Origin of the sequence: Stenotrophomonas humi (assembly GCF_001431415.1) — a bacterium.
Taxonomy (GTDB): domain Bacteria; phylum Pseudomonadota; class Gammaproteobacteria; order Xanthomonadales; family Xanthomonadaceae; genus Stenotrophomonas; species Stenotrophomonas humi.
On the sequence record NZ_LDJI01000022.1, the window covers coordinates 70,150 to 93,864 of the forward strand.

Annotated in this window: 27 protein-coding genes; 20 read left to right on the forward strand and 7 right to left on the reverse strand. The window is 63.3% G+C overall.

Translation table 11 applies throughout. The features are described from left to right. Nucleotides 1–233 precede the first annotated feature (233 nt). From ABB26_RS12295 to ABB26_RS12335, 9 genes are all read left to right on the forward strand, one after another. Nucleotides 234–1,115 carry an SPFH domain-containing protein gene (locus ABB26_RS12295; protein ID WP_057634552.1) on the forward strand — a complete coding sequence of 294 codons (882 nt, stop codon included), beginning with the start codon at nt 234–236 and terminating at the stop codon, nt 1,113–1,115. A 22-nt stretch (nt 1,116–1,137) separates the two neighbouring features. Beyond that, nucleotides 1,138–1,425: a hypothetical protein gene (locus ABB26_RS12300; RefSeq protein ID WP_057634554.1), complete on the forward strand. Its 288-nt coding sequence runs from the start codon at nt 1,138–1,140 to the stop codon at nt 1,423–1,425. After that, the gene (locus ABB26_RS12305) at nt 1,422–1,604 is read left to right on the forward strand and encodes a type II toxin-antitoxin system antitoxin (RefSeq protein ID WP_057634556.1); all 183 of its coding nucleotides are present in this window, start codon (nt 1,422–1,424) and stop codon (nt 1,602–1,604) included. Before ABB26_RS12300 ends, ABB26_RS12305 begins: the two co-directional genes overlap by 4 nt. Next, nucleotides 1,601–1,783 carry a DUF4177 domain-containing protein gene (locus ABB26_RS12310; RefSeq protein WP_057634559.1) on the forward strand — a complete coding sequence of 61 codons (183 nt, stop codon included), beginning with the start codon at nt 1,601–1,603 and terminating at the stop codon, nt 1,781–1,783. The genes ABB26_RS12305 and ABB26_RS12310 overlap by 4 nt, the downstream gene beginning before the upstream one ends. Further along, complete coding sequence (locus tag ABB26_RS12315) at nt 1,783–3,078, forward strand: alpha/beta hydrolase (protein WP_057634561.1); 1,296 nt, start codon at nt 1,783–1,785, stop codon at nt 3,076–3,078. The genes ABB26_RS12310 and ABB26_RS12315 overlap by 1 nt, the downstream gene beginning before the upstream one ends. Further along, nucleotides 3,075–3,644, forward strand: a complete 570-nt coding sequence (locus tag ABB26_RS12320; protein ID WP_057634563.1) for a PH domain-containing protein — start codon at nt 3,075–3,077, stop codon at nt 3,642–3,644. Before ABB26_RS12315 ends, ABB26_RS12320 begins: the two co-directional genes overlap by 4 nt. A gap of 9 nt (nt 3,645–3,653) precedes the next feature. Next, the gene (locus ABB26_RS12325; protein ID WP_057634565.1) at nt 3,654–4,460 is read left to right on the forward strand and encodes a M15 family metallopeptidase; all 807 of its coding nucleotides are present in this window, start codon (nt 3,654–3,656) and stop codon (nt 4,458–4,460) included. Between the two features lie 77 nt (nt 4,461–4,537). Beyond that, nucleotides 4,538–5,050 carry a hypothetical protein gene (locus tag ABB26_RS12330; RefSeq protein WP_057634566.1) on the forward strand — a complete coding sequence of 171 codons (513 nt, stop codon included), beginning with the start codon at nt 4,538–4,540 and terminating at the stop codon, nt 5,048–5,050. Between the two features lie 39 nt (nt 5,051–5,089). Continuing rightward, a complete protein-coding gene (locus ABB26_RS12335; RefSeq protein ID WP_057634567.1) occupies nt 5,090–5,488 on the forward strand; it encodes a hypothetical protein in 399 nt (132 codons plus the stop codon). A gap of 18 nt (nt 5,489–5,506) precedes the next feature. Here ABB26_RS12335 and ABB26_RS12340 read toward each other — a convergent pair whose 3' ends face one another. The 5 genes from ABB26_RS12340 to ABB26_RS12360 form a co-directional block, all read right to left on the reverse strand. Continuing rightward, the gene (locus tag ABB26_RS12340) at nt 5,507–6,181 is read right to left on the reverse strand and encodes a DNA-3-methyladenine glycosylase family protein (RefSeq protein ID WP_057634570.1); all 675 of its coding nucleotides are present in this window, start codon (nt 6,179–6,181) and stop codon (nt 5,507–5,509) included. Between the two features lie 4 nt (nt 6,182–6,185). After that, on the reverse strand, nt 6,186–6,557 hold the full coding sequence (locus ABB26_RS12345; protein ID WP_057634573.1) for a DUF423 domain-containing protein: 372 nt from the start codon (nt 6,555–6,557) through the stop codon (nt 6,186–6,188). Between the two features lie 106 nt (nt 6,558–6,663). Beyond that, a complete protein-coding gene (locus tag ABB26_RS12350) occupies nt 6,664–7,806 on the reverse strand; it encodes a polyketide cyclase (RefSeq protein WP_057634574.1) in 1,143 nt (380 codons plus the stop codon). Between the two features lie 415 nt (nt 7,807–8,221). Next, nucleotides 8,222–8,863 (reverse strand): response regulator, encoded by a 642-nt coding sequence (locus ABB26_RS12355; protein ID WP_057634576.1) that lies wholly within the window; start codon nt 8,861–8,863, stop codon nt 8,222–8,224. Further along, a complete protein-coding gene (locus ABB26_RS12360) occupies nt 8,863–10,062 on the reverse strand; it encodes a sensor histidine kinase (protein ID WP_057634578.1) in 1,200 nt (399 codons plus the stop codon). The genes ABB26_RS12355 and ABB26_RS12360 overlap by 1 nt, the downstream gene beginning before the upstream one ends. A 149-nt stretch (nt 10,063–10,211) precedes the next feature. Between ABB26_RS12360 and ABB26_RS12365 the strand changes: the two genes are divergently transcribed. The 5 genes from ABB26_RS12365 to ABB26_RS12385 are packed head-to-tail and all read left to right on the forward strand — an operon-like array spanning nt 10,212 to nt 13,220. Further along, a complete protein-coding gene (locus tag ABB26_RS12365) occupies nt 10,212–10,802 on the forward strand; it encodes a GNAT family N-acetyltransferase (protein ID WP_057634581.1) in 591 nt (196 codons plus the stop codon). A 1-nt stretch (nt 10,803) separates the two neighbouring features. Next, the gene (gene minC, locus ABB26_RS12370) at nt 10,804–11,568 is read left to right on the forward strand and encodes a septum site-determining protein MinC (RefSeq protein ID WP_057634582.1); all 765 of its coding nucleotides are present in this window, start codon (nt 10,804–10,806) and stop codon (nt 11,566–11,568) included. A 33-nt stretch (nt 11,569–11,601) separates the two neighbouring features. Continuing rightward, nucleotides 11,602–12,411 (forward strand): septum site-determining protein MinD, encoded by an 810-nt coding sequence (gene minD, locus ABB26_RS12375; protein WP_057634584.1) that lies wholly within the window; start codon nt 11,602–11,604, stop codon nt 12,409–12,411. Nucleotides 12,412–12,413: 2 nt separating this feature from the next. After that, a complete protein-coding gene (gene minE / locus ABB26_RS12380; RefSeq protein WP_057634586.1) occupies nt 12,414–12,671 on the forward strand; it encodes a cell division topological specificity factor MinE in 258 nt (85 codons plus the stop codon). 57 nt (nt 12,672–12,728) lie between these two features. Further along, a complete protein-coding gene (locus tag ABB26_RS12385; RefSeq protein WP_057634588.1) occupies nt 12,729–13,220 on the forward strand; it encodes a hypothetical protein in 492 nt (163 codons plus the stop codon). A 136-nt stretch (nt 13,221–13,356) separates the two neighbouring features. Here the strand turns inward: ABB26_RS12385 and ABB26_RS12390 are convergent, their stop codons facing one another. Both ABB26_RS12390 and ABB26_RS12395 read right to left on the reverse strand, forming a co-directional pair. Further along, complete coding sequence (locus ABB26_RS12390; RefSeq protein ID WP_057634589.1) at nt 13,357–14,637, reverse strand: sensor histidine kinase; 1,281 nt, start codon at nt 14,635–14,637, stop codon at nt 13,357–13,359. Continuing rightward, nucleotides 14,634–15,329 (reverse strand): response regulator transcription factor, encoded by a 696-nt coding sequence (locus ABB26_RS12395; RefSeq protein ID WP_057634612.1) that lies wholly within the window; start codon nt 15,327–15,329, stop codon nt 14,634–14,636. Before ABB26_RS12395 ends, ABB26_RS12390 begins: the two co-directional genes overlap by 4 nt. Nucleotides 15,330–15,485: 156 nt before the next feature. Between ABB26_RS12395 and ABB26_RS12400 the strand changes: the two genes are divergently transcribed. The 6 genes from ABB26_RS12400 to ABB26_RS12425 all read left to right on the forward strand — a co-directional run bounded on the left by ABB26_RS12400 (nt 15,486) and on the right by ABB26_RS12425 (nt 23,660). Further along, nucleotides 15,486–17,216, forward strand: a complete 1,731-nt coding sequence (locus ABB26_RS12400) for an ArnT family glycosyltransferase (RefSeq protein ID WP_057634593.1) — start codon at nt 15,486–15,488, stop codon at nt 17,214–17,216. Nucleotides 17,217–17,385: 169 nt separating this feature from the next. Next, complete coding sequence (locus tag ABB26_RS12405; protein WP_057634594.1) at nt 17,386–18,159, forward strand: phosphatase PAP2 family protein; 774 nt, start codon at nt 17,386–17,388, stop codon at nt 18,157–18,159. Between the two features lie 80 nt (nt 18,160–18,239). Beyond that, a complete protein-coding gene (locus tag ABB26_RS12410) occupies nt 18,240–19,823 on the forward strand; it encodes a phosphoethanolamine transferase (protein ID WP_425477260.1) in 1,584 nt (527 codons plus the stop codon). A gap of 247 nt (nt 19,824–20,070) precedes the next feature. Next, a complete protein-coding gene (locus ABB26_RS12415) occupies nt 20,071–20,505 on the forward strand; it encodes an EamA family transporter (RefSeq protein ID WP_057634598.1) in 435 nt (144 codons plus the stop codon). Between the two features lie 102 nt (nt 20,506–20,607). Then, nucleotides 20,608–22,620 (forward strand): M2 family metallopeptidase, encoded by a 2,013-nt coding sequence (locus ABB26_RS12420; RefSeq protein WP_057634600.1) that lies wholly within the window; start codon nt 20,608–20,610, stop codon nt 22,618–22,620. Between the two features lie 680 nt (nt 22,621–23,300). Continuing rightward, entirely contained in the window at nt 23,301–23,660 is a 360-nt protein-coding gene (locus ABB26_RS12425; protein WP_057634602.1) for a hypothetical protein, read from the forward strand. Nucleotides 23,661–23,715 lie beyond the last annotated feature (55 nt).

Here is a 23,715-nt window from a genome sequence, read left to right on the forward strand (position 1 = left end):
GGCAGTTCCGGGCAGACATGAAGAAGGACGCACATTCTAGGCAAGCCAGCGAAAACCCGCTGCCTCCATGACTGTGCCGGAGCTCACCTCCTGCAGCGCCACCGACAGGGTTCTGGCTTCGGCCATGCCGCCTGGCTACCCCCTCCCCCCTTCTCAACCACCCGATCCGCAGAGCACTTGCATACTGATATCAATTTGATATCTTTCCACCCAACCACCACGGAAGACGCCCCATGAAAGAGAAATCCCTCGGTTCGATGTCCGGCATTCCCACCATGCTCGGCACCATCTTGATGATGCTGGTCGGCACCGCCGCCATCATTGGCGCGGTTGTCGTCACCAAGAATGGCACTGGCGGCGGCGGGATGCTGGTCCTGGCCGGCGTCGTGCTGATCAGCGTGGGCATCTTCCTCAGCGCTGGCCTGTACATGGTTCAACCCAACCAGGTGGCCGTGCTCAGTCTGTTCGGCAAGTACGTGGGTACGGTCAAGGACAACGGCCTGCGCTGGAACAACCCGTTCTTCAGCAAGCGCACCGTCAGCCAGCGCGTACGCAACTTCGAGAGCGGCAAGCTCAAGGTCAACGAACTGGACGGCTCGCCGATCGAGATCGCCGCCGTCATCGTCTGGCAGGTGGTGGATGCCTCCGAAGCGGTCTACAACGTGGACGACTACGAGAGCTTCGTGCATATCCAGTCCGAGTCGGCGCTGCGTGCGATGGCCACCAGCTATCCGTACGACCAGCACACCGAAGGCCAGTTGGCGCTGCGCAGTCATGCGGCGGAGATCTCCCAGCACCTGAAAGACGAATTGGCCGAACGCCTCGCCGACGCCGGCGTGCAGGTGATCGATGCCCGCATCAGCCACCTCGCCTACGCACCGGAAATCGCCCAGGCCATGCTGCAGCGCCAGCAGGCCAGCGCGGTGATCGCCGCACGCACGCAGATCGTTGCCGGCGCGGTGGGCATGGTCGAAATGGCGCTGCTGGAACTGCAGAAGAACGCCGTCGTCACCCTGGACGAAGAGCGCAAGGCGCAGATGGTCAGCAACCTGCTCACCGTACTGTGCTCCGATCGCGGCACCCAGCCGGTCGTCAATGCCGGCTCGCTGTACTGAACAACGTAGTGAGGTAATCGTAGTGAATGTCTTCGCCCCCCTGATCATCGCCGCAACCGGCATCCCCGCGCTGTGTTTCGCTGTATGGAGCGGCCGCCCCGGCACCGCGCACGCGCGCGGGCTGGGCCTGCGCTGGGCACTGATCGCGCTGTGCCTGTTCATCGGCGCCATCGGTGTGTACCTGGCCGGCGACAACCGCAACATCGCCTACGGTGTGGTCGTCGCGCTGGTCGTCGCGGTCAACGCACTGGGTGTGTCACTGGTGCTGCACCTGCGCCGTGACAGCAACAACGGGGCGCCCAGAAAGTGAGCGAGAAGAAGGCCTATCCGCTGCGCATCAACGCTGACGTACTGGCAGCGACCCAGCGCTGGGCCGACGACGAACTGCGCAGCCTCAACGCGCAGATCGAGTACGTGATCCGCGACGCCCTGCGCAAGGCTGGTCGTCTCCCCAAACCCGCCCCTGATTCAAGCAAGGAAGAACCATGAGCAAGCAGTGGAAGTACCTCGTCGTCGAAGTGAAGACCGGTCTGATGGGCAGCTTCAAAAAGGAAAGCCTGCAGGAAGAACTGGACAAACAGGGCAAGCTGGGTTGGGAGCTGGTGAACGTGGTCCATGCCACGCCGACCATCTCCTCGCCGACACTCGTGTTCAAGAAGGAACAGTAATGAAGATGCTGGCTGCATGGATTACATGCATCATCCTCGCCGTCTCCGGCGGCGTGGTTGCGGCCGAGCCCACCACGACGGCTACACACCTGCTTGATCAACTCGACGCCGGCCGGTACGCAGAGGCCGAAGCGATGTTCTCGGCGCAGATGAAGGCCGCGGTTCCGGCCGAAAAACTGAAAGCCGTCTGGGAGTCGTTGCCGGCGCAGATGGGCGCGGCAGGCCCACGCGGCGATGCACGGACCAGCGAAGCCGACGGCTTCCGCATTGTCGTCATCCCCCTGCACTACGCCAATGGCGCCCTGCAGGCGCGCATCGCGCTGGACAAGGACGACAAGATTGCCGGCTTCCTGGTACAGCCTGTGGCCGCCGCACCACCGCCACCGCCGGCGGCTGATGCCAGCTTCATCGAACAGGAATTCAACGTACCGCCCAGCGGCACCTCCACCGCGCCACTGCCCGGCACGCTGACACTGCCGAAAGGTAGCGGCCCCTTCCCCGCCATCGTACTGGTGCATGGCTCCGGTCCACAGGACCGCGATGAAACCATCGGTCCCAACCGTCCATTTCTGGACATCGCGCGTGGGCTGGCCGCACAGGGCATCGCAGTGCTGCGTTACGAAAAGCGCAGCCACGCGCGTCCGCAGGATTTCAAAGCCACTTTCAGCATCGATGACGAAACGACCGACGATGCGGTCGCCGCCGTAAGCGCACTGGCAACTACCAACAGCATCGATCCCCGCCACATCTTCCTGCTGGGTCACAGCCAGGGCGGATTGCTCGCAGGCCGTATTGCCAAGGCCGCCGATGGCAAGCTGGCTGGCCTGGTCCTGCTTGCCGCGCCAGCACGCCCCATCCTCGATCTGCTGGCAGAACAGAACCGCTATATGGTCGGTCTGGACGGCACGATCAGCGCTGACGAACAAGCGCACCTCACGGCGCTGGATGCAGCCATCGCAGCGGTACGCGGCAATCCGGATGCACGCCTGATGGATATCCCGGGCCGCTTCTGGCAGCAGCTGGAACAGGTTGATCCCATCGCCGATGCACGCGACAGCAAGCTGCCGGTGCTGCTGTTGCAGGGTGGCCGGGACTTCCAGGTGGTCGATGCCGATTGGCAACGATGGAACAACGGGCTGAAAGGCGAACGTTACCGCTTCCAGCATTATCCGGCGCTCAATCACCTCGGCATCTCCGGTGAAGGCAAGGGCTCGCTGGAGGAATATGCACGGCCGGGCCATGTGGATGCAGCGCTGATCAACGACATCGCCCAGTGGATCAAGGCACAGCCATGAGCCATCGCAACGCCTCAACAGCATCGGAACCGTTCAAGGTCGCCGCACCGACCAGCTCACTGCTGCTCTGGCTGTGGGCCCCCATGCTGCTGGTGCTCGCCATCGATCCGATGATCAAGCTGTTCGCCGGCAAGCCGCCATTCGATGCTTCTTTCAGCTCATGGGGCGGCTGGCTGGTACTGCCGCTGGTCGGTGCCGCATTGACCCTGGCCTACCGTCGTCGTGAACTGCACCTGGAGTCGCGGCAACTGACCATAGCCGGCACGCTCTATACCCGACGGGTACCGCTGAGTTCGATGCGGCTGGAGCGCGCTCGCATCGTCAGCTTCGCCGAAAACCCGGACTTCAAGCCGGGCATGAAATCCAACGGCTTCCAGTTTCCCGGTTTCCGCGCGGGCAATTTCCACATGAAGGACGGCGGCAAAGGCTTCTGCCTGATCACCGATGACAGTCGCGTACTGGTGATCCCGCTGCGCGATGGCGACAGTGTGCTGGTCAGCCCCGAACAACCGCGCGCGCTGCTGGATGAACTCAAGCGACTGGCCGATAGCAGCGCACCGGCCTAAGCTGCGCTTATGCGCAACGATCCCCAGCTCCTGCTCAACACACCGGACATCGAAATCTGGCCGGGCGGCCTGCTGCGCGCGCGCAGCAATCACAACGCACGCCTGCTCGCGCAAGCCAGTCATGTACTGCGGCGCAAGTGCGATGGTCGCTATCTCGCCGCGCAACTGCCACGCGGCCTGATGCCGTTGATCACCCGCCTACCGGAAGCACCCGGCATCGAACACGCACTGTCGGTGCTCGATGCACACTTGTCGCAGCCCGCCCGTATACCGCCGCCGCAGGGTGAACTGCCACTGCATCACCTGCAGCACTGCCTCGACCACCTGGGCCTGGACAGCGCTGACTACGCAGCGCAAACCGGCCTGTGGCTGATTCCCGAGCCGGCCCACCTGGTGCTTGCAGGGTTCGACCGCTATCGCCGCCCGTTGTGGCTGACCCGCCCCGCAGCCCGCAGCTGGCAGCGCATGCGCGATGCCGCTGCCGCCAGCGGCATCGCGATGGACGCGATTTCCGGCTACCGCAGTCACGACTATCAACTCGGCATTTTTGAACGCAAACTCGCGCGCGGTTTGAGCGTGAGCGAGATTCTCACCGTCAACGCTGCACCAGGCTTCAGCGAACACCACGGCGGCAACGCGCTGGATATCAGCGCACCCGGCGAGCCGCCCGCCGAAGAATCCTTCGAACACACCGAAGCCTTCACCTGGCTGCAGCAGCATGCCGGCGACTATGGCTTCCACATGAGCTACCCGCGCGGCAACCCATACGGCATCGTTTACGAGCCATGGCATTGGTGCTGGATTGGCATCAGCTGACACAGCTGCGTGCAGCATCACTGCCGCCTTACCCGACCTGAAACCACCCGCACTCGAACATCAAGGAGAGAACATCCATGGACGGACGCAATCCCTACCAGAGCTCCGCTGCACCGGTGATTCAGCCGCATACGCTGTTCGAACGTGATGTCCCAGAGAACATCACCTCGCCCATCCGCAGCGGATGGATCGCCGCCTGTGTGTCATGCGCACTGACGCTGACCCTCACCGTAATGTCGATGACTTCTGCTGCCAGCGGACGCCAGTCGCTTTTCAGCGTTTGGGATTTCATCGACGTCGTATTGATCGCAGCGCTTGCCTTCGGCATCTACAAGCGCAGCCGGACCGCAGCGACCCTCATGTTCGTGTACTTCGTACTGTCGAAGATCCTCATCATGCTCGATACCGGTCTCCCGACGGGTCTGATTCTTGGCCTGGTATTCGCGATCTTCTACTTCCGCGCGATGACCGCGACCTACCGCTACCACCGCTTCCTGCGTGACTGGCAGCGCAATCCTCCCGCACCGCGGCAGTCACTCGCAGACAACCCCGCATTCAACCGCAGCGGTCCGGATCAAGGCGTCTCCTGAAGCAGCACCGCCTCATTGATATCACCGGAATAAAGCGTCATGGACGACAGCCCTTATCGCAGCAGCATCACCAGTATCGACGTCGCGCCAAGCGGGCCATTGGCAAAAGCCATCGTATTGATGGCGGCCATGGGCGCACTGCTCGGCATCATCCAACTGGTGATGACGACGTGGGCATGGCGGGCAGAGGCAGTCGCGCAGAACGCGACGCTCTGGCTCATGCTGGGCAACAGCCTGCCGTACTTCGCACTGGCTTACGGCACATATCGTCGCAGTCGTATCTGCGCGTGCCTGTTGCTGGTGTATGCCGAACTGCATGCCCTGCTCGTCGTATGGCTGTTCTCGCCACTACCGGCCTATGCCCTGCTGGTTCCGTTGGCGCTGCTGTTGGTTCTGGTCAACGGTACGCTGGCGGTATTCCGCAGCCATCGGCTTTGATCGAAACCACCAACGCGCTCAGTCCTGTGAGCGATTGGTTTTGAGTTTGGGGTCCGCAGTGAAATCCGCGATGCGCCAGAGATACAGACTGGCATAGGTGCGGTACGGCCCCCAACGCTCGCCGCGCTCTGCCAATGCCTTGGGTGTCAGCATCACCTCGGCGCCATCCACGCGTTGTGCGCCTTTGCGGATGCCCAGGTCATCGACGGGCAGGATGTCCGGCCGGCCCAGGCGGAACATCAGCATCATCTCCACCGTCCAGCGGCCGATGCCACGCACCGGCACCAGCGCGTTGATGATGTCCTCGTGGTCCATCACCGACATCTGGCGCAATGACGGCAGCTCACCGGCCGCCTCACGACGGGCCAGATCGCGCAGTGCCAAAGCCTTGTTTCCGGAAACACCGCAAGCTCGCAACGCCGTGTCATCGATCAGGCCAAGCGTGTCGGCGTGCAGACGCCTGCTACCGATCGCCGCTTCCACTCGCCCGACGATGGTCGAGGCCGCCTTGCCGCTGAGCTGCTGGAACAGAATGGCGCGCGCCAAGGCATCCACCGGATCAAACGATCTGCGCCAGCCCTCGGGCGCTGGCAGCGGACCAAGCCGGCGGATCCAGGTCGCCAGCCGGCGATCCTTCCGCTGCAGGTAATCCAGCGCCTGCTCGATATCGAAGCCGCGCGCGTAGCGGGGCATGGCGTCAGCGCTTCAGTGCACTGAAAGCCAACAGCACCCAGCCACCCATCAAGGTCATGCCGCCGAACGGCGCCAGAGTGGTGGGCCACTTCATCAGCACGTTGCCAGCCAGGCTCCCGGAGAACAACAGCGTACCCAGCAACAGGACGCACAGGGCGATGCGCCCGAGCGGATGCTGTGACCTTGCTCCCAGCGCCGCCAGCGCCACACCATGCCCGAACGCATACAACGCTGCAGTGTTCAGATGCGACTGTGCCAAGGGCTCGGTCACGCCATGCGAGGCATAGGCCGAAAGTCCCACCGCCACTGCCGCCAGCAGCCCACCGCAAAACGCCAGGAAGGAAGGCTTATTTTTACGTCGCTCCTGCAGAAACATGTCGTACTCCCATCATCCGATGGCCAGTTTCGATGGCCATAAAAAAAACGCGCCGCAGGAAGCGGCGCGTTTTCTGACAATCAACTCATCGTCAACAACCGGGTGATTACTTCACTGCCCAGTAGATGTCGTAGCTGCCTTCCGTGGTGAAGCCCTTGGCCACGCCACCCTTCCAGGACTCGTACGGACGATCGATCACTTCGTTACCGGTGGTGGTTGCCCAGGCACGCAGTGCGTTACGAGCGATATCCAGACCTGCCATGTGGCCGGTGTAGGAAGCAAAGGCGGCACGACGAGCATCTGCATGCACGTACTTGACCGGGTTGCCCGCCGGAACCTTCACGTTCAACTGGCCATCAGCAGCAGCCACGGCGACCGGAGCGGCAGCAGCCTTGTCAGCTTCGCCGTCCTTCTTGTCGGTGGCCGGAGCAGCACCACTGCGCTTGCGCACCGGCTGCACCACGTCGAAGGCGTACTTCTCGGCACCGAAGTCGGTGGTCACGATGCGCACCGGACCGGCGGCTTCAAGACCATTGGCTTCCATCGTGCGCTTGATCCATTCCTGGTTGTCCTCGATGGACTGACGGATGGTGTCGTTGTTGCGGTCGATGTTGCCGGCGTTGACCACCAGCAGATCTTCCGCCGGCACGTCCACAACCTTCAGGTCGGTCAGCGGGGCATCGGAAGCGCGGTAATCCACGTTCGGCACCGAAGCCAGCATGTTGGCCATACGCGACAGGCCCAGCTTGACGTCGTCACCAATGTGGCGGCTCACATACAGGCCGGCATAGCGACCGAACAGGTCGAAGCCGTACTTGACGCTGTATTCCTGCGTGATCTTGACGTTGCGGTCGTTCTTGCCGGTCGGCTCGAGGGTGAAGGCGGTGACCTTGTCGTGACCACGGGTCTGGTCATCGATGGCGATCACAACGCGCTTGTTCTTCTCGCTTTCGGTGATCTCCCAGCTGCCCTGGCCCAGCGTGCTGTCCTTGGAGCTGTAATCCATGCGGGCGCCCTTGCCGGCGTCCGGACCGCTGAACTTCAGTTCCACGCCCTTATCGCGCAGTACCAGCGGGTTCCAGTCCTTGAAGCGGCGCAGGCTGTTGACCGTGTCAAACACGATCGTCATCTTGCGGTTGGTTTCGATGCTTTCAGAAATATGGCGCTCGCCCGGCAAGCACACGCCAATGATGACGAACAGGCCAGCCACGATCCCCAAGGCAATCAGGAACTCGATAATACGGGTCATTCAAGAGTCTCCGTGGCCGATCCCACGGCCGGGTTGATTGAAGCGAAGCCCCCATCCTAGCAGGCTTTTCGCACGTTGTTGATTACAAATGGCGTACCGGTTTCCTTGCCCGATCACGGCATCCCATCGCTCGGGCGCAAGGTAACGCATCCATTCCCAACGATACGCGCCTTCAAGCGATAGCACGGGCCGTAGGGCGGCCCCTGCTGTCCATTTTCGCCTCAGTTCGCAGGCGAGCACCAGCATTTATGCATGTTTTTTTACAGACGAGCCGTCGCCATGTGCCAGTGGAAGCCAACATCGGCAAAATCCGGCTCCGCTGAAGGCCGGTGACATGCATGCGCACCGGCCGGAACGGAGTAGGCCCCCGCACCGCCGACGGCCAAGCGCCGGCCGTGGCGGCCCTTCTTTCGGCTCAGACCAGCTGCAGCTCGAAGGCCTTGAGCACGGCCCGGGTACGGTCGCGCACGCCAAGCTTGGAAAGAATGTTGGAGACGTGATTCTTGATCGTGCCCTCGGCCACGCCCAGTGAATTGGCGATCTCCTTGTTGGAGAAGCCGCTGGCCATCAGCCGCAGGATCTCGGTCTCCCGGTCAGTCAGCGGGTCGGGCCGGTCCAGGCTGACGAACTCGTTGCGCATGTGCTCCAGGCCCGACAACAGCCGCTGGGTCACCGCTGGCTGCACCAGCGAGCCGCCGCCGGCCACGGTACGGATCGCCCCCACCAGCTGCTCCAGCGTCACGTCCTTGAGCAGGTAGCCCTTGGCACCCGCCTTCAACCCGGCCAGCACCAGCTGGTCGTCGTCGAAGGTGGTCAGGATGATCGAAGGCGGCAGCTGCCCCAGACGGCTCAGGGTCTGCAACGCTTCAAGGCCGGACATCATCGGCATGCGCATGTCCATCAGCACGACATCCGGCTTGACGACGGGAATCACCTCGACCGCATGGCGGCCGTCGGTCGCTTCGGCCACCACTTCAATGCTGTCATCCAGCGCCAGCAAGGAGCGGATGCCCTGCCGTACCAGAGTTTGGTCGTCGACCAGGCAGACACGGATCATCAACTCACTCCTTGGGGCCCTGAGGCCAACATCATATTGGTTACCACCGGCAGTCTGGCGCGAAGGCGGAAGCCCTCGCCCCGACGCGCCGATACATCAAAGCCGCCACCGTACTCGGCAAGCCGCTCACGCATGCCACGCAGGCCATTTCCCGGCAGGATCTCATCCACTTCGCCGCCGATGCCGTCATCACGCGCATCGATGACGATGTTGTCGCCCTCTTTCTCGACCCGGATCCACAGATTGCGGGCGCCGGCATGGCGCACCGCGTTGGTGATGATTTCCTGGGTGCAGCGCAGCAGGACGTGGGCCCGCTCAGGGTCATCCACATTGAGCGGCTCGTCCACCTGCAGGTGGATGTCCAGCGACGGCACCCGCTCGGTCAGGGGCCGCAACGCGGCAGCCAGGTCGATGGCACCACTTTCACGCAGCTGACTGACCGCTTCGCGCACGTCGGTGAGCAGCAGCTTGGCCAGCGTATGGGCCTGGCGCACATGCTCCTGGGCCTGGCCTTCGGTGATATGCCCGGCCACTTCCAGATTCAGACTCAGCGCGGTCAGGTGGTGGCCCAGCAGGTCATGCAGTTCGCGGGAGATGCGGGTGCGCTCGTTGACGCGGGCACTTTCAGCCAGCAGCAGGCGCGTTGCGCGCAACTCGGCATTGAGCCGACGCTGCTCTTCGCGGGCCTGGGTCTGCTGGCGCGCGACCAGACTGGTGACGAACACGAACATCGAGAAGCCGCCGTACAGCAGCGACTGCAGCAGCGCCTCAAACAGCGGCAGGCCCATGATCAGGCTGTAGACCGGGAGCACCGCCAGCTGGCTCACCACCAGCCAGATCACCCCGACCCGCTTGCTCAGCAGCCACGGGATCACCCCGGCCGCCACCATCATCAGGATGCTGCCCAGGCCGGTGCCGGAGATGTAACTCACCGCCAGCGCCGAAATCGTCAGCACCAGCAGGGCCAGGCGGTCATACCAGCCGGTGTGCCCGGCCGCGCTCAGCCCCCGGGTCAACCAGAAGTAGCAACCGCCAAACGCCAGGTACGCGGCGAACAGCCAGGTGGCCTCACCCGCGCCGGGCTGGATCATGCCCTCTTCGGGGGCGTACTGCGTATAGACCAACGGCAGGCTGACCAGGGCCCAGGTGAACAGGCCGGCCAGGCGGAGAACGCGGGTGTGACTGAGATGTCCCAACATGGGCCCATGGTAAGGACCGCAGGCGCTTTGCGCCCTCCCACGGAAGTCATGCATCCGCCGGGTATGGCCGGTGCTCGCCCACCTCGCCCCCCCATGCGATAATCGCCCGCAAAGCCTCAGGGTCCACCGCTTTACCCCACGGAGTCACAATGTCGATTGTCATCCGCGACGTGCGCGAGCATGAGCTCGATTCCGTCCTGGCACTGAACAACAACGCGGGCCTTGCCATCCTGCCGCTCGACGCCGCAAAAGTCCGGCGCTTCTACGAGACCGCAGAGTATTTCCGGGTCGCCGAACGTGACGGCAACATGGCCGGGTTCCTGGTGGGATACGGCAGCCACAGCCCCCACGACAGCTGCAACTTCGCCTGGTTCCAGCAGCGCTACCCCAGCTTTTTCTATATCGACCGCATCGTGGTGGCCAGCCGCCGCCGGGGTGGTGGTGTCGGACGTGCGTTCTACGCCGATGCCCAGAGTTACGCCGAGCTGCGTTATCCGCAGATGGCCTGCGAGGTGTTCCTGGACCACGGTGCCGATGCCGCGCTGCTGTTCCATGGCAGCTTCGGCTTCCGCGAAGTCGGCCAGAACACCATGCCATCGGTGGATGTACGTGCCAGCATGCTGCTCAAGGAACTGTGCAGCTATGAATGGGTGAAGGAAACCTACGGCGACAACCTTCCCGACGTTCCCTGGGTAGGCAATACACGTCGGCCGCTGCAACAACGGCCGACGGGAACCTGAGATGGCAGTGAATTTGGATTACGAACAAGCTGGTGAGCTGAAAATCGGGCAGGTCGGCATTGCCAACCTGCGTATCCGCACCCTTGATGTGGCGCGATTGGTCCAGGAAATGCACGAGCGCGTGTCCCGCGCACCGAAGCTGTTCGGGCGCGCGGCGGTGATCCTGGACTTCGGCGGGCTGAGCCAGCTCCCCGACCTGGCAACTGCCCAGGAACTGCTCGCAGGCCTGCGCCAGGCCGGCGTGCTGCCAGTGGCATTGGCCTACGGCACGCAGGAAACCGAACGTTTGTCTGAACAGCTGGGCTTGCCGCTTCTGGCCAAGTTCCGCGCCCAGTACGAACCGGCACCGGGTGAACCGGCACCTGCCCCCGCGCCACCGCGTGCGGCAGAACCCAAATCCAAGGCCACACCGGCACCCCCTTCGGCAGCTGCTCCGCAGCCCGGGCGCATGCAGCGCGCGACCGTCCGCTCCGGCCAGCAGCTCTACGCCGAGAACTGCGACCTGACCGTACTTGCAACAGTGGGCGCCGGCGCCGAGGTGATCGCCGACGGCAGCATCCACATCTACGGTACGCTGCGGGGCCGTGCTCTGGCAGGCGCACAAGGCAATGAGGGCGCGCGGATCTTCTGCCGCGACTTCCACGCTGAACTGGTCGCCATTGCAGGACGTTACAAGGTACTGGACGATATTCCCGACAACCTGCGCGGCAAGGCCGTGCAGGTATGGCTGGAACAGGACCAGATCATGATCGCTGCGCTTGATTGACGCGGCTCACCAGAAACATTCAGGAGAGATCCTTTGGCTGAAATCATCGTAGTCACTTCCGGCAAAGGTGGCGTTGGCAAGACCACGTCCAGCGCCAGCATCGCGTGCGGGCTTGCTCGCCGCGGCAAAAAAGTTGCCGTCATCGACTTCGACGTTGGCCTGCGCAACCTTGACCTGATCATGGGCTGCGAGCGCCGGGTGGTGTATGACTTCGTCAACGTCGTCCACGGCGAGGCCACGCTGAAGCAGGCGCTGATCAAGGACAAGCGCTTTGACAACCTGTTCGTGCTGGCTGCCTCGCAGACCCGCGACAAGGATGCGCTGAACAAGGAAGGCGTGGAGAAGGTCCTCAAGGACCTGGCCGCCGACGGCTTCGACTTCATCATCTGCGACTCGCCGGCCGGTATCGAGAAGGGTGCATTCCTGGCGATGTACTTCGCTGATCGTGCCGTTGTCGTGGTGAACCCGGAAGTGTCCTCGGTGCGTGACTCGGACCGCATCATCGGCCTGCTCGACTCCAAGACCGCCAATGCCGAAGCCGGCAAGAGCGTACCCGCTTACCTGCTGCTCACCCGCTACAGCCCGTCGCGGGTTGAGACCGGCGAGATGCTGAGCATCACCGACGTGGAAGAAGTGCTGGGGCTGAAGGCCATCGGCGTGGTCCCCGAGTCCGGCGACGTGCTCAACGCCTCCAACAAGGGCGAGCCGGTGATCCTGGACAGCGAATCGCCGGCCGGCCAGGCCTACGACGACGCCGTCGCACGCATTCTCGGTGAAGAGCGCCCGATGCGCTTCATCACGGTTGAGAAAAAGGGCTTCTTCAGCAAGCTGTTCGGAGGGTGAAGATGGGACTTTTTGATTTCCTCAAGGCCAAGAAGACCACCGCAGAAACCGCCAAGAACCGCCTGCAGATCATCATCGCGCAGGAGCGCAGCCATCGCGGCGGTCCCGATTACCTGCCACTGCTGCAACGCGAGCTGCTGGAAGTGATCAAGAAGTACGTCAACATCGACGCCGATGCGGTCAAGGTGGATCTGGTCAAGGATGGCGAGCACGACGTGCTCGATATTTCCGTGGCCCTGCCGGAAGGCCCCCAGGCCTGATTACCGCAACACCCTTCCGGGGCCGCTGAATCTGCGGCCCCGGTGGTTTTGAACCCCATGCCCGACCTGACTCCACCCGACTCTGCCACCGACATCCTGTGCGTGGGTGATATCCACTGGGACGACGCTGTCGCCCTGCTCGGCCGACATGGCCTGCGCCTCAACCACGTTGCTGCCGGCGAGAAAATTCCCGGTAGCTATTGGGGCGAACCGGAAGCCGGCATCATCACCTGCGATGTCTATGTGCGCGATGACACGCCGGTGCATTCGATGCTGCACGAGTCCTGCCACCTCATCGTGCTGCCGCCCGAGCGTCGCGCGCAGGTGCATACCGACGCTACCGACTCGGTCCCCGAGGAAGACGCCACCTGCTATCTGCAGATCGTGTTGGCCGGGCAGTTGCCCGGCGTTGGCAGCGCGCGCCTGATGGCAGACATGGATGCCTGGGGCTACACCTATCGCCTGGGCTCGACGCAGGCGTGGTTCGAGCAGGACGCCGACGATGCACGGCATTGGTTGATCGAGCGCGAGCTGTTGCCGGCCCTGTAGGAGCTGGCTGAGCTGCGGGGCTGCCTTTCCCGCGCATGAGCCCCCCTTCCCGACCCTCCCCCTGTCTTCGGCAGAGGGCCGGTGATGACTTGGCGGATTGGCAGTTCCCCGCTTCTGCCAATCACCTACTTACGTGTCATCCCGGCAGCGAGCTGCTCATATCCAGAGTGACCCGGGTGCCGCGTTCGGGCTGCGATTGGATGTCCAGCTTCCAGCCCAGGTGATCGCACAGCCGCGCGATCAGATCCAGGCCGATCCCCGCGCGCATGTTGCGTTCGCCCTTGGCCATGCGCGCGTAGACCTGCGCCACTTCTTCCGGGCTCATGCCGTGGCCAGGGTCTTCGATGGTGATCACCGCTCGCGCTGATACCGCCAGCCGGATCACACCGCGATCACTGTTCTCGATGGCGTTGCGCAACAGGTTGCCGATGGCGGCCTGCACCACCCCCAGCGGCGCCAATACGCGGCATTCGTCGAGCTTTTGCAGCACCAGCTCCAGCTCCTTGCCACTGGCAAGGTAAAGATGGTCCTCGACGATCTCCGGCAACAGTTGGTCCAACGCCACCAGCTCGCTCATCGCGGCCAGCTTGGCCGGATCGCGCGCCAGCACCAACAGCAGCTGGATCAACTGCTCGACACCGACAGTGGTATTGCGGATGCGCTGCAGCTGCTTTCGCGCTTTCATCGGCAGTTCGGGTTGCTCCAACGCCAGTTCCGCAGCACCACCGATAACCGCGATCGGCGTGCGCAGCTCATGGCTTGTGGTGCTTATGAACATCCGCTCGCGCTCGACGAAGTGTTCATTGCGGCGCAGATAGTCGTTCAGTGCACCTGCGATGACTTCCAGTTCGGCACTGCCGCCCGAACTCACCGTTACCTTCTGCCCGCGCAATTCCGGCTGCAACGCGCCGATGTCCTGCGCCAAGGTCGATAACGGCCGCACCAGGCGGTTCATACCCACCCAGGCCATCAACAGTGTCACCAGTACCAACGCGATGCCGGCAAACAGCGCCCAACGGGTGGCGAAATGCTCCAGCTCGGCAAAGTCGGTGATGTCCAACACCAACACCACGCGGCCGAAATCGGACGTGTCACGCACCATCGCCGCACTCTTGCGACCTTCCAGCAGTGCGCCGTCATGCAGTCCCGGTTTCAACTCAGCCAACGAATCCGGCAACGGTCGCGACGAACTGCCGTCGAAGAAAAACAGCGTGTCCGAATCCTGCCAATGGTAGTCAGCATCCACACGCATGTGCGCCAGGATGCTGTCCAGCTCGGTGTTCAACAGCGACCGCCATACCGCATGCTCGGCATGCTCATGCACATAATTTGCCGCACCAAACACTGCCAGCGTGATCAAGGCCAGGTAAGCCCCCAGCCAGCCCAGTAATTTGCGCCGCAATGTAGGCCGCTTCATGGCGCCTTGTCCGCCCTGCTGGGCGCAGACAACCGGTAACCCACGCGCGGCAGCGTGTGCAGCAGCTTCTGCTCGAACGGGCCATCAACAGCGCGGCGCAACTCGTAGATGTGCGAGCGGAGCATGTCGCCATCCGGCGGCTCGTCACCCCAAAGCGCGAACTCCAGCTGGTCGCGGGTGACGGCGGCCGGGCTGGCACGCATCAGCAGTTCCAACAGCTTGCGGCAGGCCGGATAGAGATGCAGCACCTGTCCGGCACGCCGCGCTTCCAGCGTGCCCATGTCCAGACTGAGATCGTGCACTTCCAGCACCTTGCGCGGATTACGGCCCTTGATGCGGGCCATCACCGCCTCAAGCCGGACTTCCAGCTCGGGCAGGTCGAACGGTTTGGTCAGGTAGTCGTCGGCGCCGGCGCGGAAACCGGTGATCTTGTCCGGCAGCTCATCGCGCGCGGTCAGCATGATCACGGGGACCTCGGAGCGGTGTTCTTCGCGCAGGCGGCGCAGCACTTCCGGGCCCTCCATGCGTGGCAGCATCCAATCGAGCAGGATCGCGTCGTAGCTCTGGGTACCGGCCAGGTGCAGACCGGTGATGCCATCCGGGGCCACGTCGAGGACATGGCCGCGCGCCTCGAAGTAATCGAACAGGTTGGCAATCAGATTGCGATTGTCTTCAATAACCAGCAGCCGCATGCGGGTAGAACCTTCAGGGCCCCACACTTCGGGGGCGAACCCGCACATCCTAGCGCCGGGGTCGTCGGAATGCCGTCGAAGCGGCTGACGACGATTCTGACGCGCTTCCAACGCCCAACGCGTCATCATCCGGCCGTCCAACCCAACGAGCCCCCTGTGCGCCCGTCCAATTCCCGCCCCAACTCGACCTCCCTGTGGTTTGCCATCGTCATCGCGCTGGTCATTGCCAGCCTGCTGGCCGGGCTCGGCATGCGCTCACCGCAGCCCCCGGATGAACCCCGCTTCGTGCTGGCTGCCCGGCACATGGTCGAAACCGGACAATGGCTGCTGCCCCATCGCGGCAGCGAGCTGTACGCCGAAAAGCCGCCAACCTTCATGTGGATACAGGCCGGCACCTACAAGCTGCTGGGCAGCTGGAACCTGTCCTTCCTGGTGCCTTCGCTGCTGGCGGCGCTGCTGACGCTGTGGCTGACCTGGGATATGTCACGCCGCCTGTGGAACCGGCAGGTCGCGCGGTACGCAGTGCTGGGGTTGTTCGTCTGCATCCAGTTCGGACTGATGGCCAAGCGGGCGCAGATCGACATGGTGCTGTTGGGCATGACCACGCTGGCGCTGTGGGGCTTGATGCGCCATCTGCTGCTGGGACCGAACTGGGCCGCGCTGGCACTGGCCGCCTTCGCTGCCGGTGTGGGCACGGTGACCAAAGGCGTGGGCTTTCTGCCGTTGTTGATCCTGCTGCCATGGCTGGCCTGGCGCTGGCGTCACCCGCAGGCGCCCGGCCCGGGTCGCAGCTGGGCGTGGTGGCTGTTGTTGCCCGCCTTCATTGCCGGCACGGCGGTGTGGCTGGGTCCCTTGGCCATCGCCCTGCTGAAGAATCCGGACCCCGGCCTGCAAGCCTATGCGCATGAGCTGCTGTTCAAACAGACCGGTACCCGCTACGCCAATGCCTGGCACCACACGCAGCCTGCCTGGTACTACCTGCAGGTGATGGTCACCCTGTGGCTGCCCGGCAGCCTGCTGCTGCCCTGGCTGCTGCCGGCATGGTGGCGCCGCTGCCGTCGCGCCGATCCGCGCTACCTCCTGCTGCTGGGTTGGGCACTACTGGTCCTGCTGTTCTTCAGTGCCAGCCCGGGCAAACGCGAGGTCTACATCCTGCCGATGCTGCCGGCATTGGCTGTGGCCGCAGCCCCCTTGCTGCCGGGCCTGCTGCGACGCACCGGCGTGCGCTGGGTCCTGCTGGTGTATGTGCTGGTGTTGGCAGTGGCCACGCTGGCAGTCGGTTATGGCGCTGTGCATGGCGATGGCTGGGCACAACGCAATGCAGCCAAGCGCGCCATCGACCTGTGGGTGCTGCCGCGTGTGGGCTGGTGGCTGATCGGCTTTGGTGCAGCGACCCTGGTGCTGGCGATCGTGCTGCGGCTGCGACGCGTCGGCCTGGCGGTGGTACTGACCACCGTGCTGCTGTGGTCGATGTACGGGCTGGGCGCGATGCCCGCCCTGGACCCTTACAGTTCAGCATCGCTGGTGATGGACAAGGTGCGCGAGCGCATCGGCCCGGACGCGGAGCTGGGCATGGTGGCCTGGCGTGAACAGAACCTGCTGCAGACCGCCCCACAAGCCACGGATTTCGGCTTCAAGCGGCCGGTAGGCGAACAGTGGGAAGACGCCGCCCGCTGGGTGACGCAGGCACCGGCGCGGCGCTGGTTGTTCGTCCTGGACGCCGCCATGTCGCCCTGTGCCGACAAGGCACAGGTCATCGACATCGGCAGCGCCAATCGCAACAACTGGCAGTTGTTGCCGGGCACGGCGTTGGACGCGGAGTGCATCGCGCGTACGCATGGCGTCGTACCCAGCGGCAATACCGCTGTCGAGGACAACACCGACTGAGTCACATTGCGCACTGGTTGCCCGGCGACCGCCTGACGGGCAACCAGTTTCGCGCGCGACGACGTGAACCGGCGTACGCGCTCCAACATAAATCCGACACAACTCCGACCGCACTCCGACAGATGCGGGAACAGCATGCCGCCATCCACCTTGATGGCACGTCTGTTCCATGCCCCAGTCCACCCCCGCTCACATACTCACCGCGCCCCTGCCGCGCACGCGGTTGGATTTCGTCAGCCGGACGCTGCTGATCCCCGCCATCGTTCTTGCCGTTGCCAGCATCACGCTGATGGCAGGCGGGGGCGATCAATGGCTTGCTGACCAGCTCTATCGCTGGCAGGGCAGCCAGTGGGCCCTGCGCGATGCCTGGTGGACCAGCCACCTGCTGCACAAGGGCGGCAGGAACCTCAGCACACTCGCCGCACTGCTGGTGATACTGGGGCTGATCCGCTCCTGCCTCGACGCACGCCTGCGCCCCCTGCGCAAGCCGCTGCTCTACCTGCTGCTGGCGGTGGCGCTTTCCACCGGCGTGGTCTCGCTGTTGAAAAGCTGGACGCACATGGATTGCCCGTGGGATCTGGAGCACTACGGCGGCCTGCGCCCCTTCATCGGATTGTTGCAGGCACGACCGATATCACTTGGCCATGCGGCGTGCTTCCCGGCCGGTCACGCCAGTGCCGGCTACGCCTGGGTGGCGTTGTACTTCTTCATGCTGCAGGTACGCCCGCAGTGGCGCTGGCCGGCGCTGATCGCCGCCTTGGCAATCGGCGCGGCATTCGGTTTCGCGCAGCAGTTGCGCGGCGCACATTTTCTTTCGCATGACCTGTGGTCGCTGGCAATCAGCTGGACGGTCGCAGCGTTGCTGTCCCTATGGATGTTCGGCCCGATCACCGCACCGGCCGCACCGAGCAGTGGCCTGCTCAACAATGGAGAAATCGCATGAATGCCGTCGCCCCTCGCCTTGGTCTACAGGAAATATCGTGGAGCAAGCTGCGCAGCTGGCGCCCGGAGATCAGCAGCGAAATGCTGATCCTGCTGGCCAGCACGTTCTTCGCATTGGCCTGCAACACGTTGTTCTGGCGCAGCGCAATGGCCACACACCCGGGCAGCGTATTGTTCGCGACCTCGTTGTTTGCCCTTCTGTTGAGCGTGCATGCCCTGCTGCTCGGGCTGCTGCTGTGGCGCTGGAATGCCAAGGTGCTGCTGACCGTGCTGCTCATCACCACGGCCTTCGCCGTGCATTACATGAACAGCTACAACGTCTATCTGGACGCGGACATGCTGCGCAATGTGCTGGCCACCGACCGCAAGGAATCCAGCGAGTTGATGACGCCTGCCCTGCTGCTGCCGCTGCTCGGCTACGCCGCACTGCCGACGCTGCTGTTGTGGCGCCTGCGCATCCGCAAGCGCAGCGTGGGACGCGCATTGTTGTGGCGCATTGCATTCCTGCTGGGCGTGGTGGTGGTGGGTGGCGCCGGCACGATGATGTCGTTCCAGGACATCTCGGCACTGATGCGCAATCACCGCGAAGTGCGCTACCTGGCCACGCCGATCAACTACCTGATCGCGTTGCGCCAGAACATGAGCAGCGCCAGCCCCATCCGCAAGCAACCCAAGCAGGCCATCGGCACCGACGCGAAAGCCATGCCACGCGCCGCTGGCAGCAAGCCGCGCCTGCTGGTGTTGGTGGTGGGTGAAACGGTTCGTGCGCAGAACTGGGGTTTGAACGGCTATGCGCGCCAGACCACACCGGAGCTGTCACAGACCGGCGCCGTCAATTTCCCCGATATGCACTCGTGCGGTACCAGCACCGAAGTCTCGCTGCCGTGCATGTTCTCCCCATATGGTCGCAACGACTACGACGAGAAGAAAATCCGCGGCCATCAATCGCTGCTGCATGTTCTGGAACACGCCGGCATCAGCACGTTGTGGCGCGACAACCAGTCCGGCTGCAAGGGGGTATGCGAGAACCTGCAGATTGAGCGCCTGGACGATGACACCCTGCCCGGCCTGTGTGCGGACGGACGCTGCATGGACGAAATACTGCTCAACGAATTGGCCACACAGGTTCGCGCCAAGCCCGGCGACCGGGTGGTGGTACTGCACCAGCTGGGCAACCACGGCCCCAGCTACTTCCAGCGTTACCCGGCGCAGTTCCGCCAGTTCACCCCGGCCTGTGAGACGGCCGATCTGGGCAAGTGCAGCCGCGATGAAATCGTCAACAGCTATGACAACGCCATACGCTATACCGACCATTTCCTGAGTCGCACCATTGCCACATTGCGCGGTATGGACGACTACGACACCGCAATGATCTACCTTTCCGATCACGGCGAGTCGCTGGGCGAAAAGGGCCTGTATCTGCACGGCATGCCCTATGCCATTGCGCCGGAAGAACAAACCCGCGTACCAATGCTGATGTGGTTCTCGCCGGGCTTCGCCAGTGACCGCGGCCTGGACCTGCAGTGCCTGCGGCGTCGCGCCAGCCAGCGTGCCGATCACGACAATCTGTTTCCGTCGGTGCTCGGCCTGATGCAGGTAAGCACTTCGGTCTACGACCGCAGCCGCGATGTGTTCGCCGGGTGTGAGAGCGAAAACAAGACCTGACCCCAATACAGCGGCTGTAGCCCGGGTAAACGCAACGTACCCGGGCGCATTCGCGGAACGCTCATTCCCCCAGCCACATAGTGCTGACAAGGCCACAGGGGCAGCACACGCCGACAACGCAGCAGCACGCCAATCTCCTGAAACTGCCCGCCCCCATCCACACCGGCGTTCAACCCACGCAGGGGCACGTCGTCGCTTCTGGATCCATTTACCGTCCGCACGCCCAACGACTGGTGGGAGACCGCATATGACGTCCTTTCCGCAATGGCTACCGTGGGCGCTGCTGTCAGCGGTGTTCGCCGCATTGACGGCGGTATTCGCCAAACTCGGCCTGCAAAGCATCGATTCGGACATGGCGATGCTGATCCGCACCGCCATCATCACCGTCGTGCTTGCGTTGTTTGTGGCAGCCACCGGCAAATGGACCAACCCCGCACAGCTGCCCCTCACCACCCTGAAATGGCTCGCGCTGTCGGCCTTGGCCACCGGCGCATCCTGGGCATGCTACTTCCGTGCCCTGCAGCGCGGCCCCGCCTCGCAGGTGGCACCGGTAGACAAGCTCAGCGTGGTGCTGGTCAGCCTGTTCGCCGTGGCGTTCCTGCACGAGCGGCTGGCGTGGCGTGAATGGCTGGGTGTGGCGATGATCGGCGGCGGGGTCCTGTTGATGGCGTTCAAACGTTGACGGCCAGCCCGCTTGTCACCCGCCCCTGCCTTCGTCCACTTGCGGCCCTTGCCCTGCGCCACTAGCCTTCGCCGGTACTTGTAACCATTACCGGGGATTTACGTGAAGAATCGTCACCTGTTGCTGGCCGCCGCCATAGGCGTGGCCGTACTTTCACTGGCTGCCTGTAAAAAGGACGCCGCACCGGACGCCGCCAAGCCGGCCACCACCGCTGCCGCACCGGCCGAAAGCGCCGACCAGTTCATCGCCCGCGTCAATGCCGAATACAAGGCGATGTACCCGGAAATGACCTCGGCGCAGTGGCTGTCGTCCACCTACATCAATGACGATTCCGCACGCGTGGCCGCCAAGGCCAACGAGCGCTGGCTGACCGTGCTCAATGGCTGGATCGAGCAGGCCAACAAGTACGAAGGCCAGCCGATGAGCGCCGACACCGCGCGCGCCATCAGCCTGCTCAAGCTGATGACCTCCATGCCCGCCCCGCGCGACCCGCAGAAGCTGGCCGAACTGGCCGGCATCGCCACCAAGATGGAAGGCGACTACGGCGCCGGCACCTACTGCGTGGGCGAAGGCGACAAGCAGGTCTGCCGCCAGCTCGGCGACCTCGAAAGCGTGCTGGCCAGCTCGCGTGACTACGACAAGCAGCTCGATGCCTGGCAGGGTTGGCATTCCACCGCCGTGCCGTCGCGCGCCAACTACCAGCGCTTTGTCGAACTGGTGAACGAAGGTGCCCGCGAGCTGGGCTACAGCGACGCTGGCCAGATGTGGCGCAGCGGCTACGACATGCCGGCCGACCAGGTCGGCCCGGAAACCGACCGCCTGTGGGACCAGGTCAAGCCGCTGTACGAACAGCTGCATTGCTACACCCGCGCCAAGCTCGACAAGGAATACGGCAAGGACAAGGCCGAAGTGGCTGGCGGCATGATCGCCGCCCACCTCACCGGCAACATGTGGCAGCAGGATTGGAGCAACCTGTGGGACATGACCGCGCCGTACCCGAACGCGGGCAGCCTGGACATCACCGCCGCGCTGGAAAAGCAGTACCAGACCAACCTCAGCGCCTCGCTGCGCAAGATCGACGGCAACGCCGATGTGTCTGCACGCTTCAAGGCACAGCGTGATGCCGAGCTGGCCACCGCCAAGCAGATGACCGAACGCGCTCAGGACTTCTACGTCTCGCTGGGCATGCCCAAGCTGCCGGAGAGCTACTGGCAGAACACCCAGTTCATCAAGCCGCTGGACCGCAACGTGGTCTGCCACGCCAGCGCCTGGGACATGAACATGGGCGGCGACGGCAAGGACATCGGCGCCGATGTGCGCACCAAGATGTGCATCACCCCGAACGAAGAAAACTTCACGACCATCTACCACGAGCTCGGCCACATCTATTACGACCTGGCCTACAACCCGCTGCCGCCGTTGTTCCAGGGCGGTGCCAACGACGGCTTCCACGAAGCCATCGGTGACACCATCGTGCTGGCGATGACCCCCAAGTACCTCAACTCGATCGGCCTGGTTGGCGCGCAGCAGGAAAGCCGCGAAGCCACCATCAACGCGCAGATGCGCATGGCGATGTCGGGCGTGTCGTTCCTGCCGTTCGGCCTGATGATCGACCGCTGGCGCTGGGGCGTGTTCGACGGCTCGATCAAGCCGGACCAGTACAACCAGAAGTGGTGGGAACTGAAGGCGCAGTACCAGGGCGTGGCACCGGCCGGCGCACGCGGCGAAGAGTTCTTCGACGCCGGTGCCAAGTACCACGTACCGGGCAACACCCCGTACCTGCGTTACTTCCTGGCGCGCATCCTGCAGTACCAGTTCTACAAGGGTCTGTGCGATGCGTCCGGTTACACCGGCCCGCTCAACGAGTGCAGCTTCTATGGCAACAAGGAAGCCGGCCAGAAGTTCTGGGCGATGCTGAGCAAGGGCTCCAGCCAGCCGTGGCAGGCCACGCTGAAGGAACTGACCGGCGGCGAGAAGCTCGATGCCGCACCGATGCTGGAGTACTTCGCCCCGCTGCAGGAGTGGCTGAAGCAGCAGAACGAAGGCCAGATGTGTGGTTGGACGGCGCAGGCTCCGGCCGCTGCACCGACGGCACCTGCGGCGGCAGCAAAGTAAGCAACTGCTGCGGATAATGTTGAAGACAAAGGGCGCCCAAGTGGCGCCCTTTGCTTTCTACAGCTCGTAAGAGCCATGCCTGACAGTAGGTTGTCGGACGGATCTGTAGTTACACCCGCTGATACGAGGGTGTAATCCATACACCCGCTCACCGGCGGGTATTGCCCGAAAAACCAACGCTTAAGTCCGGAGAGTCCAACGCCCGCACCTCATTGAACACCCTCCTGATCACCGCAGATGCACAGGTTCCATCTGAAAGGCATACTCCGCGCTGCACCGCTGGTAGGCGGTCTAATTAGAGCCGCGCCTTACTGATAGCGAAATCCTCAACTATGTGTCCACTGGCTATGACAAACGGCTCTACGATCAACCACCCAAGATCCTGGGCAGTCTGCGGGGCTTCGACGTGGTTGTTGAGTACAAATGTAGTGACATCTGTCCCAACTACACCGTCCGTGTTATTCGGTTCGAGTTGCCGGACGGCAGTAGCTGCAATGAGGCCGGAGGCCGCTATACCTACTTCGAGCTACCTCCGTTTAGTATGCAGCCCGATGGCGGGTACTGTGTACCCGCCGTGCTGCTAGATAACTGGAATCGGTACGTGAAATGAGCTTACCGCCTAACAATTCATTCAAGCCGACGCCGCTTCGCGACGCGGCTTAATTCCGGAGTTAGGCGACATGGGAAAAATGATCGCACGGCCAATATTGAGGACCATCGTCGGTCTTGGCTTATTGGTCGCAGGCACGGAAGCCGCGCTTTTCTACCAAACCGGGATGGAAGCAGAGCGACTCTCTCTTGCGTGGCCGGTCGTCTTTAGTCTGCTTGTCGCGACTTGGATTGAGGCAGACAGTCGCGGAGACGCTCGCGTGTATCGTCCATATGAATTTGGCTTTCTGGTCTACCTGATCTGGCCGCTGTACCTGCCGTACTACCTCATCCGCACGCGCGGAGCATTGGGTTTCGCATGGCTTGTTGGAGCGGCTATCCTCTATCTTCTTGGGTGGGTGCTCAAGACGGCTATTTGGCTTGTCGCCTAACAATTCATTCAAACCGAACCCGCTGCGCGGGCCGGCTTAACTCCGGAGTTAAGCG